General features: G+C 68.8%; 16 protein-coding genes, 1 tRNA gene, 1 pseudogene and 1 riboswitch. Of the genes and pseudogenes, 10 read left to right on the top strand and 8 right to left on the bottom strand.

The window, feature by feature from the left end; genetic code table 11:
* Nucleotides 1–8 precede the first annotated feature (8 nt).
* The 5 genes and pseudogenes from ACOAMO_RS01860 (at nucleotide 9) to ACOAMO_RS01840 (ending at nucleotide 3,407) form a co-directional block, all read left to right on the top strand.
* Complete coding sequence (locus ACOAMO_RS01860) at nucleotides 9–716, top strand: FtsB family cell division protein (RefSeq protein WP_420175899.1); 708 nt, start codon at nucleotides 9–11, stop codon at nucleotides 714–716.
* Nucleotides 717–1,226: pseudogene (locus ACOAMO_RS01855) on the top strand (DUF501 domain-containing protein); the annotation flags it as partial.
* Between the two features lie 80 nt (nucleotides 1,227–1,306).
* Nucleotides 1,307–2,218 (top strand): exopolyphosphatase, encoded by a 912-nt coding sequence (locus ACOAMO_RS01850; RefSeq protein WP_420175898.1) that lies wholly within the window; start codon nucleotides 1,307–1,309, stop codon nucleotides 2,216–2,218.
* 52 nt (nucleotides 2,219–2,270) lie between these two features.
* Nucleotides 2,271–2,344, top strand: a tRNA-Leu gene (locus ACOAMO_RS01845).
* 205 nt (nucleotides 2,345–2,549) lie between these two features.
* Entirely contained in the window at nucleotides 2,550–3,407 is an 858-nt protein-coding gene (locus ACOAMO_RS01840; protein ID WP_420175897.1) for a Bax inhibitor-1/YccA family membrane protein, read from the top strand.
* A gap of 73 nt (nucleotides 3,408–3,480) precedes the next feature.
* On the opposite strand, the gene ACOAMO_RS01835 is transcribed toward ACOAMO_RS01840, so the two are convergent.
* On the bottom strand, nucleotides 3,481–4,176 hold the full coding sequence (locus tag ACOAMO_RS01835; RefSeq protein WP_420175896.1) for an NUDIX hydrolase: 696 nt from the start codon (nucleotides 4,174–4,176) through the stop codon (nucleotides 3,481–3,483).
* 196 nt (nucleotides 4,177–4,372) lie between these two features.
* On the opposite strand from ACOAMO_RS01835, the gene ACOAMO_RS01830 reads away from it, so the two are divergent.
* Nucleotides 4,373–5,257, top strand: a complete 885-nt coding sequence (locus ACOAMO_RS01830) for a neutral zinc metallopeptidase (protein WP_420175895.1) — start codon at nucleotides 4,373–4,375, stop codon at nucleotides 5,255–5,257.
* Nucleotides 5,258–5,359: 102 nt separating this feature from the next.
* Here ACOAMO_RS01830 and ACOAMO_RS01825 read toward each other — a convergent pair whose 3' ends face one another.
* Nucleotides 5,360–6,322, bottom strand: a complete 963-nt coding sequence (locus ACOAMO_RS01825) for a hypothetical protein (RefSeq protein WP_420175894.1) — start codon at nucleotides 6,320–6,322, stop codon at nucleotides 5,360–5,362.
* A 264-nt stretch (nucleotides 6,323–6,586) separates the two neighbouring features.
* Here ACOAMO_RS01825 and ACOAMO_RS01820 point away from each other — a divergent pair, with 264 nt between their 5' ends.
* The 3 genes from ACOAMO_RS01820 to ACOAMO_RS01810 all read left to right on the top strand — a co-directional run bounded on the left by ACOAMO_RS01820 (nucleotide 6,587) and on the right by ACOAMO_RS01810 (nucleotide 8,192).
* On the top strand, nucleotides 6,587–7,000 hold the full coding sequence (locus ACOAMO_RS01820; protein ID WP_420175893.1) for an SRPBCC family protein: 414 nt from the start codon (nucleotides 6,587–6,589) through the stop codon (nucleotides 6,998–7,000).
* Between the two features lie 140 nt (nucleotides 7,001–7,140).
* Nucleotides 7,141–7,440 carry a hypothetical protein gene (locus tag ACOAMO_RS01815; protein ID WP_420175892.1) on the top strand — a complete coding sequence of 100 codons (300 nt, stop codon included), beginning with the start codon at nucleotides 7,141–7,143 and terminating at the stop codon, nucleotides 7,438–7,440.
* Nucleotides 7,441–7,451: 11 nt separating this feature from the next.
* Nucleotides 7,452–8,192 carry an EcsC family protein gene (locus ACOAMO_RS01810; RefSeq protein WP_420175891.1) on the top strand — a complete coding sequence of 247 codons (741 nt, stop codon included), beginning with the start codon at nucleotides 7,452–7,454 and terminating at the stop codon, nucleotides 8,190–8,192.
* Nucleotides 8,193–8,266: 74 nt separating this feature from the next.
* On the opposite strand, the gene meaB is transcribed toward ACOAMO_RS01810, so the two are convergent.
* The 6 genes from meaB to ACOAMO_RS01780 all read right to left on the bottom strand — a co-directional run bounded on the left by meaB (nucleotide 8,267) and on the right by ACOAMO_RS01780 (nucleotide 15,656).
* Nucleotides 8,267–9,292, bottom strand: a complete 1,026-nt coding sequence (gene meaB / locus ACOAMO_RS01805) for a methylmalonyl Co-A mutase-associated GTPase MeaB (RefSeq protein ID WP_420175890.1) — start codon at nucleotides 9,290–9,292, stop codon at nucleotides 8,267–8,269.
* A gap of 99 nt (nucleotides 9,293–9,391) precedes the next feature.
* The gene (scpA, locus tag ACOAMO_RS01800; RefSeq protein WP_420175889.1) at nucleotides 9,392–11,578 is read right to left on the bottom strand and encodes a methylmalonyl-CoA mutase; all 2,187 of its coding nucleotides are present in this window, start codon (nucleotides 11,576–11,578) and stop codon (nucleotides 9,392–9,394) included.
* Nucleotides 11,575–13,461, bottom strand: a complete 1,887-nt coding sequence (mutA, locus tag ACOAMO_RS01795) for a methylmalonyl-CoA mutase small subunit (protein ID WP_420175888.1) — start codon at nucleotides 13,459–13,461, stop codon at nucleotides 11,575–11,577. Before mutA ends, scpA begins: the two co-directional genes overlap by 4 nt.
* 149 nt (nucleotides 13,462–13,610) lie before the next feature.
* Nucleotides 13,611–13,850, bottom strand: a riboswitch (cobalamin riboswitch).
* 134 nt (nucleotides 13,851–13,984) lie between these two features.
* The gene (locus ACOAMO_RS01790) at nucleotides 13,985–14,416 is read right to left on the bottom strand and encodes a DUF6918 family protein (RefSeq protein WP_420175887.1); all 432 of its coding nucleotides are present in this window, start codon (nucleotides 14,414–14,416) and stop codon (nucleotides 13,985–13,987) included.
* 114 nt (nucleotides 14,417–14,530) lie between these two features.
* Nucleotides 14,531–15,238, bottom strand: coding sequence for a HesA/MoeB/ThiF family protein (locus ACOAMO_RS01785; RefSeq protein ID WP_420175886.1), 708 nt, complete (start codon nucleotides 15,236–15,238; stop codon nucleotides 14,531–14,533).
* A gap of 1 nt (nucleotide 15,239) precedes the next feature.
* Complete coding sequence (locus ACOAMO_RS01780; RefSeq protein ID WP_420175885.1) at nucleotides 15,240–15,656, bottom strand: molybdenum cofactor biosynthesis protein MoaE; 417 nt, start codon at nucleotides 15,654–15,656, stop codon at nucleotides 15,240–15,242.
* Between the two features lie 50 nt (nucleotides 15,657–15,706).
* Here ACOAMO_RS01780 and moaA point away from each other — a divergent pair, with 50 nt between their 5' ends.
* The gene (gene moaA, locus ACOAMO_RS01775; protein ID WP_420175884.1) at nucleotides 15,707–16,735 is read left to right on the top strand and encodes a GTP 3',8-cyclase MoaA; all 1,029 of its coding nucleotides are present in this window, start codon (nucleotides 15,707–15,709) and stop codon (nucleotides 16,733–16,735) included.
* Nucleotide 16,736: the final 1 nt, after the last annotated feature.

Below are 16,736 nucleotides of genomic sequence, written 5' to 3'. Positions count from 1 at the left end.
CTGGGTAGATGAACAAGCCCACACACAACGGTCCGGGTCGCGGTACGCCGCGTACCCGGGCCGTTGCGTCTGCCCGCAAGTCCGACTCCCCGCGGGCCCGGACGGCCGCGCGGGCCGCGGGGCGGGGCAACCGATCCACCCGACGGATCGTGCGTCCCGAGGACGAGAACCAGAAGCTGGCGGCAGTGGCCGCCGTGCCCCGCCTGATCCGCGGAGTCGGATTCACCCGCCGCGCCATCGTGCTGCTGGTGGTGTGTGCGATCCTGCTGCTCAGCTACGCCTCGAGTCTGCGGGTCTACCTGCGCCAGGAGCGCGAGCTGGCCATCGCGCAGCAGCAGATCGCGGAGCGCACGGCAGCCAATGCGGAGCTGGCCGACGAGATCGAGCGCTGGCAGGACCCGGACTTCGTGCAGACCCAGGCCCGTCAGCGACTGGGCTGGGTGGTCCCCGGTGAGGTCGGCTACCGCGTGGTGGACGCCACGGGCAAGCCCCTGGACAGCAGCGTGACGATCCAATCCACCAGCACCGTCCCCCAAGGGGAACACGGCACGGCCTGGTGGGACCGGCTGGCAGGTTCCCTGGCGGCCGCCGATGAACCATTGGTGCCCGAGGCCACCACCGAACCGGTGGTGACCGCACCCGGGGCCGAATCGAGCGCGTCGCCCTCGGCCACTCCCACTGCGACCACCACCCCGACACCCACGAAGAAGCGATAGATGGCAGATCTGGAAGCGATGACCCCCGCCGACGAGCAGGCGATCCACCAACAGTTGGGACGGATGCCGCGCGGCGTGGCCGGCGTGGCCTGGCGCTGCCCGTGCGGCAAGCCCGGCGTGATCGCCACGGAGCCTCGTCTGCCCGACGGCACTCCTTTCCCCACCACCTACTACCTGACCTGCCCGCGGGCCACCTCGGCCTGTTCCACGCTGGAAGCCTCCGGGCTGATGGCCGAGATGACCGAACGGCTCGGAGCCGACGAGGAACTGGCCGCCGCCTACCAGGCCGCCCACGAGTCCTATCTGGCCGATCGCGCGGCGCTGGGGCAGGTCCCTGAGATCGAGGGGATCAGCGCGGGAGGCATGCCCACTCGCGTCAAGTGCCTGCACGTGCTGGTGGGGCACGCCCTGGCTGCCGGGCCGGGTGTCAATCCGCTGGGCGATGAGGCCGTCGAGAAGCTGGGCGACTTCTGGACCCGCCCCTGCCTCCAGGACGCCACGTCGCCCGAGCCGTCCGCCACGTCGCCCGAGCCGTCCGCCACGTCGCCCGAGCTGTCCGCCACGTCGCCCGAGCCTGTCGAGGGCAACTGATGCGCGTCGCCGCGATCGACTGCGGCACCAATTCCATTCGACTGCTGGTGGCCGAGCCGGGCCCTGACTCACGCCCGGTGGAGGTGGACCGGCAGCTGGAGTTGGTCCGGCTGGGGCAGGGCGTCGACGCGGCCGGGGAATTCCACCCGGAGGCCCTGCAGCGCACCTTTGCCGCGATCGACCACTACGCGCAGGTGATCGCCGACCACGGCGTGGAACGGGTCCGCTTCGTCGCCACCTCGGCGGCCCGTGACGCCCACAACCGCGAGCTCTTCTTCGACGGGGTGCGCTCCCGGCTCGGGGTCGAGGCCGAGGTCATCCCGGGCGCCGAGGAGGCCGCGCTGAGCTTCGCCGGGGCGCTGTCGGGGGTCCGGCCCGAGGCCGGCCCGGTGCTGGTGGTCGACATCGGTGGCGGCTCCACCGAACTGGTGCTGGGGCAGCGGGATGCCACCATCCTGCAGGCCACCAGCCTGGACATGGGTTCGGTGCGGCTGCGTGAACGCCTTCTCGTCAGTGACCCACCCAGCCACGACGAGGTTACGACTGCCACGGACTTCGTCGACCACCTGCTGGACGGCAGCGGGATCGACTTCGGCCGGGTTGCCTCCTTCATCGGGGTGGCCGGCACTGCGACCAGCCTTTCGGCCATCCACCAGGAACTGCCGCACTACCAACGCGACAAGGTGCACCGCTCGGTCCTGAGCGTCGACCAGATCCAGCACTTGGCAGACAGGTTGCTCGGCATGTCCGCCAGCCAGGTCGAGGCGAGCACGTGCCTGCCCGCCAAGCGTGCCGAGGTGATCTGCGGCGGGGCACTGATCCTCTCCAGGATCGCCGCCCGCGTGGAACAGACCATGACGGTCAGCGAATCCGACATCCTGGATGCCCTGGCAGCCGGGCTGCTCGCCTGAGGGCGGACGGACACCCGACTGTTTGGGGCCGCGGCCCTAGACTGTCCGCCGGGCCCCCGTAGCCCAACCGGCAGAGGCAGGCGGCTTAAACCCGCCACAGTGTGGGTTCGAATCCCATCGGGGGTGCGGCCTCGACAGGCTCGGCCATCGTTCCCCGAGCGCTACTGCGACGTTCCCCGAGCCTGTCGAGGGGGCACAGCACCACTGGAATGTTGCCCGAGCCTGTCGAGGGTCAGGGGTGAGTCAGGGGTCGCCGTGGAATGACGGGGCGTGGCGGGGCGTTGAATACACTGGATGCACGTCCCTGAACCAGAAGGAACCCCACGCCACCATGGCCAATCCCATTCTCTCCCAGCCCGACGCCTTCAGTCGCCGAGCTCCGCAGGGCTACGCCCCGCCGCAGCAGTACGGTGGCCAGGCTCCCTACGCCCAGCAGGGTTACGCGCCCTACCCGCCGCAGGGCCACGCCCCGCAGGGCTTCGATCCCCACGGCCAGCCCCCGCAGCACTTCCAGCAACCGGGCCAGTTCGAGCCGACGATGACCCTCGACGACGTCATCGGCAAGACCGGCATCACGATGCTGACGCTGATGGCCTCGGCCGTCGTGGCCTTCCTGTTCATGCCGCCGGCCCTCATGATGCCGGCCCTGGTGCTCAGTGCCCTGGTGGGCTTCGTCACCGTGATGCTGGTGGCCGCCCGCAAGAAGATCAATCCCGCCCTGGTGCTCTTCTACTCGGTGATCGAGGGCGTTTTCATCGGTGCCTTCTCGGCCATGTTCGAGTACCAGTACCCCGGCATCGTCTCGCAGGCCGTGCTCGGCACCTTCGCCGCCGCCGGCGCCACGCTGGCCGCCTACAAGTTCTTCAACATCCGTGTCAGCAGCAAGATGCGCCGCATGGTCTTCATCACCACCGCGGCCTTCGCCGGCGTGATGCTCATCAACTTCGTGCTGGCGCTGCTGGGCATCAACATGGGCATGCGCTCCGGCGGCATCGGTCTGGTCTTCGCCCTGCTGGGGGCCGGTCTGGCCGTGTTCAACCTGGTGATCGACTTCGACGACATCGAACGCGGCATTGCCATGAACGCCCCGGCCAGCGAGTCCTGGCGCGCGGCCTTCGGCCTGACGGTCACCATGGTGTGGCTCTACACCGAGATCCTGCGACTGCTCAGCTACCTCCGTCGCGACTGAACGATCCGGTCACGACAGAACGCTGCGGCCCCGCTCCGAACATGGAGCGGGGCCGCAGTGGCGTCCAGGACGTTCACCAGGTGGGGACGCTGTCCAGGTGTTTGTCGAGCAGGGAACGGGCACCCGAGGTCCACGGCAGCGAACGCCAGCTGCGCAGCGGGATCCAGGCCGCGCGCGAGGTGGTGCCGTCGATGTCGACCACATTCGGGGTGGTGGGGTTCAGACAGGTGGCGGTGTAGATGATGCGCAGGGCGTGGAAGTCCTCGAGCACCCCGTTGGGGGCGCGGCCCACCCAGTGGTCGCTCTGCAGGTCGATCAGCCGGTTGATCCGCACGTCCTGGCCGGTCTCCTCGGCCACCTCGCGCATCAGCGCCTCGGACGGCGACTCGCCCGGGTCCAGGCCGCCACCGGGCAGCTGCCACAGGCCAGGCACGGCGGTCTTGTCACTGCATTCGGTGCCGAGCACGCCCCACGACGACCGCACCACGGCGTAGGCGGCGATCCGCTGGTTGTCGATGGGGCGCTCGTCGGGCTGCACCGCCAGGTCCGGGTCCATGCTGCGGTGCTTGATCCGCGGGGGCCGCGACGAGGGGGTGCGGGGCAGTACGCGGGCGGTCAGGACCACCTCGCCCTGCTCGAGCCGGGCGCTGAGCAGTTCGGCGATCACCAGGCCACGCCGCCACAACTGCTGGTGCGGATGCTGTCCGTGATCGACGTGCAGGCGCACCAGTTCCCCGGTTCCAGGGGAGCCGATACCGATGATGCGCATTCATCCATCATGGCAGCTTCCTGCAGGAGCCCCTACCTGCCACCCCGTGGCCGCGGGTCTGACGCGTACGCCCTGAGCGATGCCCGGCCGGGCGCCCCTGCGCGGCAGGGAGGCGTTGGGTACCCTGAATCCGTCGATGGACGAACGTGCGCCCCGCGGGGCGTTCGGGCGTTGGCGGAGCCGAGGAAGGGCAACCATGGAGTTCAACCCGAATGCCAAGCTGGACAGCTCGCAGTTGCAGCCGAGCGCCGGTGGTGGCGGCGGAGGCGGCGTGGCACTGGGCGGCGGTCTTGGTCTGATCGTCATGATCCTGGGCCTGATCTTCGGCTTCAACCCCGGAGACCTCCTGGGCAACATGCCGAGCAGCGCCGACAACACCAGCCAGTCCACCAACCAGTACGAGCACTGCCAGAGCGGCGCCGACATCCAGGCCGACCGCGAGTGCCGCTGGGTCGCCTATGTGAACTCCGTGCAGGGCTACTGGAACACCCAGTTCCAGCAGGGCCAGTACCAGGCGGCCGCCACCGTGCCCTTCACGGGCAGCGTGAACACCGCCTGTGGCACGGCCAACTCCCAGGTGGGCCCCTTCTACTGCCCGGCCGACCAGAAGGTCTACGTCGACACCGAGTTCGTCAACCAGCTGCTGCAGCAGCTCGGCGCCCAGGGCGGCGAGGCTGCGGAGGCCTACATCATCGCCCACGAGTACGGGCACCACATCCAGACCCTGACCGGTCGACTGCAGAAGGTGCAGTCGGCAGGCAACCAGACCGGTCCCGAATCGCCCCAGGTTCGCCTGGAGCTGCAGGCCGACTGCTACGCGGGTGTCTGGTTCAAGAACGCCGTGCAGGACCCCACCGGCATCATCTCCGGCGTCACCCAGGACGACCTGAACCGCATCGCCGATGCCGCCGCCTCGGTGGGCGACGACCGGATCCAGCAGAGCACCGCCGGTCAGGTCACCCCGGAGTCCTGGACCCACGGTTCGGCCAAGATGCGCCAGAACTGGCTGGGCAAGGGCTTCACCACCGGTGATCCCAATGTCTGCGAGCAGGCCTTCACCAGCGAGAACCTGGAAGCCTGATCCGACCACGCTGATCCACCGACCACACTGCGGGCCTGTCGAGCAATCGCTCGGCAGGCCCGCAGCCCGTTCCCGGGGAATGCGCGGGGGCTGCGCTGGGGGTCAGCCCCCGACGGTGCGGGTGATGTCGGTGCCGCCCAGCGTGGTGACCACCTTCTGCCCGTCGACGTCGAAGGTCACCACCGGCAGGGCCATCTGGTGCTGGCGGGAGATCTCGAAGGTGACCGTCGCGTCCGGCTTGCCGAGCTGCTGCGGCAACTGAGTCACCTGGTGGGCCAGCACCTCGGGGTCCACGGCCGAGGGCAGGAAGGTCGGCGCCTGGCTGTCGGCCTTGCGCTCGGCCTGCCAGGCAGGCAGCCGCGCCTGACGGGTGGTGCGGCGTACGATCCCCTCCGATGAGCCGCGGTGATCGGTCCAGAAGCCCGTCTCGGGGTGCCAGCCCATCGCCAGCACGGGGGCGGTGCCGGGGGCCGTGTCGCGGATCGCCTCGGCGAAGCCGCTCGCGTCGGCGAAGTCGAGCTGGTTGATGGGTGTCCCGTCGGGGCGCAGGAAGACCGTTCGCGACTCGGGACGGGTGGTGACGGTCATCAGCACCTCGCCACGGTCGTACTCGACGATCTGCAGCTGCTGGTTGGAACGCGATCCCGACAGCGTGGCGGCGGTGTCGAAGAGGGCTCCCAGGTCGTCCAGTTCGTAGTCGGAGGGCCGGAAGCTGGCCTGCTTGATGTATTCGATGTCGCTCTCGACGGGCTGCACCTGCCCGCCCTGCCACTGCCAGGCCACGATTCTTCCCTCGTCCAGGGCACTCAGCGTGGCCGTGGTGCGGGTGATGTCCACCTTGATCACGGGCAGGCCGTCGGCGGCGCCCAGCAGGGCGTCCACTGCCTTGCGGGCAGCTCCGGGGCGGGTCAGGTCCACCGCGGTGGGGGAGGCCGAGGCGGCGGGGCTCCCGGGGGTCTGCGCAGGTGGGGTGGTGCCCGTCGACTGGCAGCCCGACGCGCCCAGCATGACGGCCAGGCCCACGACGGGGGCCAGCCTGCGCAGGCGACGGGGGCTTTCGAACACCCCGACAGCCTACCTTCCGGGCGGTTCGGGCACGTCGGACCACGGGCGGAGACGGGGTGCGACCAAGGGCCTGCGCCGGTCCTGCGCGGATCGACCAAAAGACCTTGTGAAAGCGGGTTCAAGGGTCCGGTGACATTGTTCACCAAGTGGTCGGCAACCCTTCCACGGGCAGGGTTTGAGCACTAGGCTCGATCTACACCGGTTCCCAAGACCGGGGCCGGTGGCTTCTCGACATTGCTATGGCAGCAAGAAAGAGGTCTCCACATGTCCGATCAGATCGCAGGCGAGGCACCCAGCGCGTCGCAGGACACCGCCGTCACCGTCAGCCGGCAGGTGTCCCGTTCGCTCAATGACGTCTGGAGGGCCCTCCTCACACCGGAGGGAACCGCCGCCTTGCTCGGCCCCGGCGGGATGCTGGGCAACAAGGGTGAGAACTGGCAGGCCGACGACGGCACGCACGGCGTGACCCGCACCTACCACGCCGGTGAACAGATCCGCTTCAGCTGGCACCGCGACGACGATGCCTCCGCCACGTTGGTGGACGTCCAGGTGGCCGCCGAGGGCGATGACTCGACCAGGATCACCATCACGCACGACAAGCTGCCCGCCGATTTCGACCGGGAGTGGGCAACGGAGCACTGGACCAAGGCGTTGGAGCGCATCGAACAGACGCTCTGACCACTGACGCAGGGGGCCGTCTCGGGGCGGCCCCCGTTGCGTGCCCGCACGCGTCCCGGGCCTGACGCTGTGGGCGAAACTGCGTCCCGTCTGGCCCAAAGGGGCAGCGACGGTTCAGCTGCTGCCGTTACTCTCGCAGCATGAAGTTTCTGAAATGGCTTTTCATCCTGCTGGGTCTGGCCGCTCTGGTGGCCGGCGGTGCCGTGCTCGCCAACGTGATCTGGGACATGGGCAAGCTGCTCGCCACCGTGCGCAGCTACAACCCCAACACCATCGATCCCACGCGTCGCATCTACTACGTCGCCGGTCTGGCCGCCCTGGGTGGCCTGCTGCTGGGCTGGGGAATCGGTCTGCCCTCGCGCACCGGCCGCGCCGTCCGCAACCAGTACAAGAGTGATCTCGAGGCCCGCGGCGTCGTCGTGGACACCGAGCGGAACTGAGGCACGTGGCCATGGGACTCTTCGACATCCTCAAGGGGCAGAAGGCCGACGTGAGCACTGCTCGCAGCGCTCTGGAGCAGGCCAATGATCCGACGGCCGACGACAATGCGATCACCAAGCTGATCGAGAGCATCCTCGCCATCGGCATCGACGGACGAAAGCCCTTCGACTCCGCCTCCGAGGTGGCAGACGATGCCCTCTCCGAGGCCGGCGGCGACGTGGACAAGGCCGTCAACAAGGTGGTCCGCAGCCACGTCACCTCCGGTGCGGCTGGCGGTCTGATCACCAGTCTGGGCGGCTTCCTGACCATGCCGGTGGCGATTCCGGCCAACCTGCTGGAGTTCTACGTGCAGGCCACGCGCATGACGGCCGCGGTCGCCAAGCTGCGCGGCTACGACATCAGCCAGCCCAACATTCGCACCGCCGTGCTGCTCACCCTGGTCGGCTCCAATGCCGAGGACGTCCTGGCCAAGGCCGGCGTCACCACGGCGAGCGGTCGCATCACCTCTCTGGCGCTGCGCAACCTGCCGCGTCCGGCGATGATGATGGTGAACAAGGCCGTCGGTTTCCGCCTGCTCAAGAGCGTCGGTCAGGGAACCCTGGCCAAGCTGGGCAAGGGCGTGCCGATCGTCGGTGGTGCCGTGGGTGGCGCGCTGGACGGCTACATGATGAACCGGATCGGTGAGCAGGCGCTCAAGGAGTTCCCGGCCTCGGCCGCGGATGCCGCCAACCAGGGCAACGGCAGCCTCTGAGCCGACCGGCCAGCGGGAAGTCGATTCAGGCCCCAGACCTCACGGTCTGGGGCCTGAAATCGTCGTGACGGGGGTCAGAGGACGTTCTTGCCCTGCGCCCAGTCCATCTGGGGTACCTGGGTGGCGAACTCCCGCAGGAAATCGCCCGAGGCCTCGATGGCGCTGGTGCGGCCGTGGCGCACGTCGTCCTCCAACCTGTCGCGCAGGTTGCGCAGCTGCTCGTTGGAGCGCATCGAGTCGAGCAGGGTGGCCTCGATCTGGGAGTGCATCCACACCACCTGCTGCTGCGCACGGTGGTTCTCCAGCCCGATGGTCTCGTCCAGCCAGTCACGGTGCTCGACGACCGCCTGCCAGACCTCCTCGAGCCCGATCCGCTGCAGGGCGCTGCAGGTCAGCACGGGCACGCGACGGTCTCCCGACTGCTGGGTGACCAGCTTCATCGCGATGGACAGCTCACGGGCCGCCACCCTGGCCTCGCCGGCATTGTCACCGTCGGCCTTGTTGACGGCGATGACGTCGGTGATCTCCAGGATGCCGCGCTTGATGCCCTGCAGCTGGTCGCCGGAGCGCGACAGGGCCAGCATCAGGAAGGTGTCCACCATGCCGGAGACCGCCACCTCGGACTGGCCCACTCCCACCGTCTCGACGATCACGACGTCGAACCCGGCCGCCTCGACGACGAGCATCGCCTCGCGGGTGGCGCGCGCCACACCGCCTAGATGGTTGCCGCTGGGGGAGGGGCGCACGAAGGCGTCGGGATGCTGGGTCAGTTCGCCCATCCGGGTGCGGTCACCCAGCACCGATCCGCCGGTGCGCGAGCTGGAAGGGTCCACCGCCAGCACCGCCACCCGGTGCCCCTTCTCGATCAGCAGCTGGCCCATGGAGTTGATGAAGGTCGACTTTCCGGCGCCGGGGACACCGGAGATCCCCACCCGCACCGTCTTGGTGTCGACGGAGGCGAGCTCGGTCAGCAGTTGGCGTGCCAGGGGGCGATGGGCGGGCAGGCGGGATTCGACGAGGGTGATGGCCTGGGCCACGTGGCTGCGTGACCCGGCGCGAACTCCCTCCACCAGGGCCGGTACGTCGAATTTGCGGGGCATGGGCTTCCTTCTGACTCGGGCGGGTAGCGGGTGGGAATACAGGGATCGGGCGGCCCGAGAAAACTCGGACCGCCCGACCGGGATCAGGCGGCAGCCTGATCAGGCATCCATGGCCTTGCGCAGCTCGGCCAGCAGTCGGATGACGGCATCGGGGATGATCGTGCCGGGCGGGTAGATGTCGATCGCACCGCCCTCACGCAGCTCCTCGAAGTCCTGCTCGGGGATCACTCCACCGACCACGATCAGGATGTCCTGTCGTCCGAGCTTGTCGAGCTCGGCGCGCAGCGCGGGCACCAGGGTGAGGTGTCCGGCTGCCAGCGAGGAGACGCCCACCACGTGCACATCGGCCTCATTGGCCTGGGCGGCTGCCTCCTCCGGGGTCTGGAAGAGCGGGCCCACGTCCACGTCGAAGCCCAGATCGGCGAAGGCCGTGGCGATCACCTTCTGGCCACGGTCGTGACCGTCCTGGCCCATCTTCGCGATCATGATGCGAGGACGACGTCCCTCGGCCTCCTCGAAGGCCTCGACGGCCTTGCGTGCCTCGTCCATCTGACCTGAACCCTCCGATTCCTTGGAGTACACACCGCTGATGGTACGGATCTGGGCGGTGTAGCGGCCGAAGACCTTCTCCAGGGCGTCCGACAGCTCGCCGAGGCTGGCCTGGGCGCGCATCGCGTCGATCGAGACCTTGAGCAGGTTGCGCTCGGGATCGCTGGGATCGGGATTGGCCGCGGCCCAGCTGACCTTCTCGAGGGCGGCCTGGCAGGCCTCCTCGTCACGCTCGGCACGCAGCTTCTCGAGCTTGGCGATCTGCTCGGCACGCACGTGGGCGTTGTCCACCTTGAGGACCTCGAGCGGCTCGGGGTTCTCCAGCTGGTACTTGTTGACGCCGAGCACCGGCTGACGGCCCGAGTCGATGCGGGCCTGGGTGCGGGCCGCAGCCTCCTCGATGCGCATCTTCGGGATGCCCTTCTCGATGGCCTTGGCCATGCCACCGGCCTCCTCGACCTCCTGGATCAGGGCCCAGGCCTTCGAGGCGAGTTCGGCGGTCAGCTTCTCGACGTAGGCCGAACCGGCCCAGGGGTCGATGACGCGCGTGGTGCCCGACTCCTGCTGGATGAACAGCTGGGTGTTGCGGGCGATGCGGGCGCTGAAGTCGGTCGGCAGGGCGATGGCCTCGTCGAGCGCATTGGTGTGCAGCGACTGCGTGTGGCCTTGGGTGGCGGCCATGGCCTCCACACAGGTGCGGATCACGTTGTTGTACACGTCCTGCGCCGTCAGCGACCAACCCGAGGTCTGCGAGTGGGTACGCAGGCTCAGCGACTTCGGGTTCTTCGGGCCGAACTCGTTCACCAGACGTGCCCACAGGATGCGCGCGGCGCGCATCTTGGCCACCTCCATGAAGAAGTTCATGCCGATCGCCCAGAAGAAGCTCAGACGGGGAGCGAACTGGTCGACGCCCAGCCCCACGGATTCGCCGGCGCGGATGTACTCCACGCCGTCGGCCAGGGTGTAGGCCATCTCGATGTCGGCCGTCGCGCCGGCCTCCTGCATGTGGTAGCCGGAGATCGAGATCGAGTTGAACTTCGGCATGTTCGCGCTGGTGAAGGCGAAGATGTCGGCGATGATCCGCATCGAGGGCAGCGGCGGGTAAATGTAGGTGTTACGAACCATGAACTCCTTGAGGATGTCGTTCTGGATCGTTCCCTGCAGCTGCTCGGGCTTGACGCCCTGCTCCTCGGCCGCGACGACGTAGAGGGCGAGCACCGGGAGCACCGCGCCGTTCATGGTCATCGAGACCGACATCTGGTCGAGCGGGATGCCGTCGAAGAGCTGTCGCATGTCGAGGATCGAGTCGACGGCCACACCGGCCATGCCCACGTCGCCGGCCACACGCGGGTGGTCGGAGTCGTAGCCACGGTGCGTCGCGAGGTCGAAGGCGATCGACAGGCCCTTCTGGCCGGCCGCCAGGTTGCGGCGGTAGAAGGCATTGGACTCGGCGGCGGTCGAGAAGCCCGCGTACTGGCGGATGGTCCACGGACGCGAGGTGTACATCGTCGCGTAGGGGCCGCGCAGGAAGGGGGCCAGACCCGGCATGGTCTCCAGGAAGTCGAGGCCCTCGTAGTCGGCCTCGGTGTAGAGGTTCTCCACCGGGATCTGCTCGGGGGTCAGCCACTGTTCGGTGGCCGGTGCCTCGGCGAGCAGCTTCTCGAACTGCTCCTGGGCGTCGGCAGGGATGGCCTGCTCACCCAGGGGGACGGAATCGAAACGGGGCTGTGTGCTCACTTGGAGGCTCCCAACGTGTCGAGGATGTCGCCCAGGGTGCTCACGACGTCCATGCCCATGGCAACGGTTCCGTCGATCACGCCCTCGGCCTGGGATGCATCACCGGTCTCCTTGATGTTGCCGGCCAGGAGCACGGTTTCGGCACCGGCCTCCTTGAGGGCCTTGGCAACGGGGAGCGCCAGTTCGGCGTAGACCTTGGGGCTGGAGCACAGGCAGGCAACCTTTGCACCAGACTCCTTGAAGGCCGCGGCCAGCTGCTCGGCATCGGTGCCCTCCGCCTCGGGGGTGGTCAGACCCGCGACGTGGAAGTAGTTCGACGCGAAGCCCTCGCGGGCGCCGAAGTCGCGACGGGTGCCGATGCAGGCCAGGAAGACCTTGGCATCCGGATTGGTCACCGCGGCCTCGCGCAGGCCCTCGAAGACCTCCGAGTCGCGCTTCCAGGCCAGCCCCTTGTACTCCGGGGCCTCGGGACGCGGCTTGAAGCTGATCGCCTTCTCGGTGGGGTTCGGGAACTCCGAGACGCCGGTGATCGGCTTCTTGCGGTTGGCCAGACGCTTGGCGCGCTCGGCGATGACCGGCTCCAGCTCGCTGGTGGCCAGTCCGTCGACGACGGCCTTGGCCATGCCTCCGGCAGCCTCGATCTTGCCCAACACGGTCCAGGCGGCCTCGGCCAGCTTGGTGGTGAGCGTCTCGACGTACCAGGAGCCACCCGCCGGATCGTTGACCCGGCCGATGTTGGACTCCTCAGCCAGCACCACCTGGGTGTTGCGGGCGATGCGACGCGAGAAGTCACCGGGCAGGCCCCAGGCGGTGTCGAAGGGCAGCACCGTGACGGCCTCTGCACCGCCGACGGCCGCGGCGAAGGTGCTCATGGTGCCGCGCAGCATGTTGACGTAGGGATCGTCGCGAGTGATCTCGCGCCACGAGGTCACCGCGTGCTGGATCGCACCGCGCTTGGCCTCGCTGGCCCCGAAGGTCTCGCCGATCTTGGCCCAGCAGGTGCGCAGGGCGCGCAGCCGGGCGATGGTGGCGAACTGGTCGACGCTGGCCGAGACCCGGAAGCTGATGGTGTCGAAGGCGTCATCGACGCTGACACCCTGCTCCACCAGGGCACGGACGTACTCGACGCCAGTGGCCAGGGCGTAGGCCAGCTCGTGGACGTCACCGGCGCCGGCGTTGTGCCAGATGGTGGCATCCACGACGATCGCGCGGCCCTTGGGCATCTCGGCGAGCTTGCTGACCCACTCGCCCAGCCCGCCCAGCTCCGGGGTGGTGCCCTGCAGGGCGGCCACGCCGATCGGGTCGAGCCCGAGCACCGGGCTCAGGTCGGCGACGGGCTTGTCGCTCTTGGCGTAGAAGGCCAGCAGGGCCTCGGCGGCAGCAGCCTGGTCGCTGCGGCTGGAGACCTCCACGGCCACCAGGTCGAGCAGGACGTCGGCCAGGCAGGTCTCGAGGTCTGCGACCTTGATCGCGTCCTCGTCCAGACGCAGCCACACGCTGGTGGCGCCACGCTCCAGGTCGGCCAGCACGGCCTGACGGGTGAAGGCGGCGTCGCCGTCCTCGTGCAGCACGCGCACGTCCCAGGCGTCCATCTCACCATTGCGCACGGTGGCGCCGCGGGTGAAGGGAGCCACTCCGGGGACGCCGAGCTGCTCGGGGGCATCGGCCAGGGTGTAGATGGGCTCGATCTCGATGCCATCCACGGTGGTGGTGCGCAGCCGGGCAACGGCCTGCTCACCGCTGAGTTGCTTGTCTTCGGGTCGCCCGCGGTTCAGGACCTTGGCGACGGCATCGCGCCACTGGTCCATGTCCGGCTTCGCGAAGTCGCCGGCGAGCTTCAGCTCACCTGCGCCCCCGCGGGCATCCGGCTCTGTCGTTGTCATGGGACTCCTGCTCCGATGAGAGTTGTCGTCGGTCGCGTCGCGGCGGCCAACCTGACGTGTGGGCTCCTCGGCTCGCTCCTGGTGGTGACGATGCCCGGGAACACCCTGCAGGACTGTTCTCGGGGTGGGCGCCACCCTGCTTCGCGCCTGGCTGGCACGTCGCCGTTGGCAGGTCTTCGGACTCTCGGGCACTTCGCCATCTCTGGCGCCTTCCTCGGCCACCGCTTCCCAGGCCCAGGCCCAGTGCTTGCTCCCGGCCTGCGATCACTCGCGGGCCGGACGGGTGGTGTCGTTCCCGATCACCGCTGCGGGACAGTTCCGGACTCACACCGGATTCCCTCTTGCGACGGCCCACTCTCGTGGGCCGAACCAACGGTTCAACCCTAGCGGGCCATGGTTGCGGCTGGGCAGGTGGGCCGCCATTTTGCGATATTGGTCTTACCTCACTGGATTCCCGCTGGAACGAGAAGCGCGCCGACCCTCCGGGACAAGGAGGATCGGCGCGCAGCAGGCAGCGGCGGTCTCAGCTCACGAAGGGGGTGATGGCGGCGGCCAGCCGGGGCAGCGCCTCCTCGACATAGCCCTTGGCCTTGCCCCGGATCGGCTTGTAGACCTTGGCGATGGCCGCATTGTCGGGTGAGGCCGCCTTGGCGTCGGCCACCGCGAGCAGGGCGTCGGCCACCTCACCGGAACGGCTCGAGAGGTAGGCGCCGAAGTCCTGGTCGCCCTTGGCCTCCCAGTAGGGCGCCAGGGTGGCGGCGATCTCGGGGAGCATGGCATTGGTGCCCTTGGGGACGATGCCGTCCTTCATCTTCTTGGCGCTGTTGTAGGCGGTCTTGAGGGCCATGCCACCCAGGCCACCCTTGGACTCGACCTCCTGGTCGATCACCGTCGAGATGGCCTGGACCACCTGCGGGCGCTTGGCGGGATCCAGGAGCTGGTCGGTGAAGCTCATGCCGTGCCTTTCACTGTGCGGATTCGTTGGGGGCGGATTCGTTGGGGGCGGATTCGTCGGCTCCATGATCGCACTGACAGGGGCTTCCCGCCCGCACTGGCAGCGCCGCGGCCCTCAGCCCTGGTGCAGCTCGACGAAGCGGATGTCGGCCTGCAGCAGGTCCACCACGGCGAGGCGCCCGGCCAGTGGCTGGCCGGTGCCGGTCAGCAACTTCACGGTCTCGGCTGCCTGCCAGGCTCCGGCCAGGGCGGGGGTCGCCCCGAGGATGTCGAGCGGTTCGGGAGCCTCGGTGGGATTGGGCACCACCTGCTCCCACGGCACCCCGCCGGGGGTGAAGACGCTCAACACGGCGGTCCAGCCGTCGATCGCGGCCCAGACCCAGGGGACCTCGGCCTCGCGGCAGGCCTGCGAGATGGCCTGGCGCGAGGCAGCCTTGTCCGTGCAGTCGACCACGACGTCATGCTGGGCGACCAGCTCGACGTCCTGGCCGGTCAGTCGATGGTCCAGGGCGGTGATCGTGGCCTCGGGGGAGAGGGCACGCATGCGTCGGGCCGCCAGCTCCACCTTGGGCTGGCCGATGTCCTGGGCGGTGAACAGGGTCTGTCGGTTGAGGTTGGTGAGCTCGACCACGTCGTCGTCCAGCAGGGTCAGCTGGCCGATGCCGGCGGCGGTGAGGGCCGGGATGGCCCCGGCGCCGAGTCCCCCGCAGCCCACCACCAGGACGCGGGCCCGGGCGAGGCGCTCCTGGCCCGCTCCTCCCATGATGCGGCGCTGGCGGTGCCACTGACCGGGTGCCGCTGAAACGGGGGGCGTGGCGGGCATGTCAGCAGTCACCCAGCCCCACCCATTCATTGCTGCCGTCGCCGAAGTGCTGGTTCTTCCAGACGGGGACGCGTTCCTTGATTCGGTCCACCAGGGCGCCACAGGCGGTGAAGGCCTGCGCCCGGTGGGCACTGGAGCACGCGGCCACCAGCGCCACGTCGCCGATCGCCAGGTCTCCCACGCGGTGCTCGGCAAAGGCGGTGACCTGGAATTCCTCCTCCACTTCCTGCACCACGGCCTGCATGGCCCGAGCGGCGTCGGGGTGGGCGCTGTAGGCCAGCGCGGTCACCTCGCGTCCGTGGTCATGGTTGCGCACCACCCCCTCGAACAGGACGCAGGCACCATCGGTACTGGTCATCACGGCGTCGCGGGCCCGGCGAGGATCCAGCGCGGTATCGAGCACGGCAGCATGGGGCATGGGCCACACCCTAGCGGCCCGATCCGACAAAACACGGAATGGGCCGTAGCATGTGGCTCGTGACTTCTCGGCAGCTGGTTGACCGCTTCGGGCGCACGGCAACGGACCTGCGCCTGTCGGTCACCGACGTGTGCAATCTGCGCTGCACCTACTGCCTGCCCGCCACCGGGGTGACCTGGTTGCCGCGCGCCACCATCCTCTCGGCCGACGAGCTGGCCCGCGTGGCCCACATCGGCATCAGCCAACTGGGCATCACCAAGATCAGGTTGACCGGTGGTGAGCCGCTGACCAGGCCCGACCTGGACCAGATCATCCGGGCCATCGCCGTCGCCCACCCCGACGTGGAGATCGCGCTGACCACCAATGGCATCGGGCTGGCCGAGAGGGCCAAGGCGCTGGCCAGTGCCGGCCTGCACCGGGTGAACGTCTCGCTCGACACCGTGCATCCCGAGACCTACGCAGCCATGACGCGTCGCGACGGTCTGCAACGTGTGCTGGACGGCATCCGCGGAGCCGTCGAGGCCGGACTCAACCCGGTCAAGATCAATTCGGTGCTCCTGGCCGGCATCAATGACCACGAACTGCACGACCTGCTGGACTTCTGCCTGGCCGAAGGCTCCGAGCTGCGCTTCATCGAACAGATGCCGATCGGCGCCACCCGCGACTGGGCACGCGAGAACCTGATCTCGGCCGCCGACATCCGCGGCATCATCGAGCAGCGTCATCGGCTTCGTGAACTGCCCGGCCGCGGACCCGCACCGGCACAGCGCTGGGAGGTGCTCTCCACCGAGGGCGCCACCCTGGGCACGGTGGGGATCGTCGCCTCGGTCACCGAACCCTTCTGCGAGGCCTGTGACCGCACCCGCATCAGCGCCGACGGCCAGTTGCGCTCCTGCCTGTTCTCGCAACGAGAGACCGACCTGCGCACCCCGCTGCGCGCCGGGGCGAGCGACGAGGAGATCGCCCAGCTGTGGGCCGAGGCGATGTGGGCCAAGCCGCGAGCCCATGGCAGCGATGCCGGTGGCTTCGGGCTGCACTTCATCCAACCCGAACGTCCCATGAATGCCATTGGAGGCTGAG

Source organism: Luteococcus struthionis (assembly GCF_048595755.1).
In the GTDB taxonomy this organism is placed as follows: domain Bacteria; phylum Actinomycetota; class Actinomycetes; order Propionibacteriales; family Propionibacteriaceae; genus Luteococcus.
The sequence above is the reverse complement of the archived record's forward strand: the minus strand, read 5'-3'. Positions and strand labels throughout refer to the sequence as shown.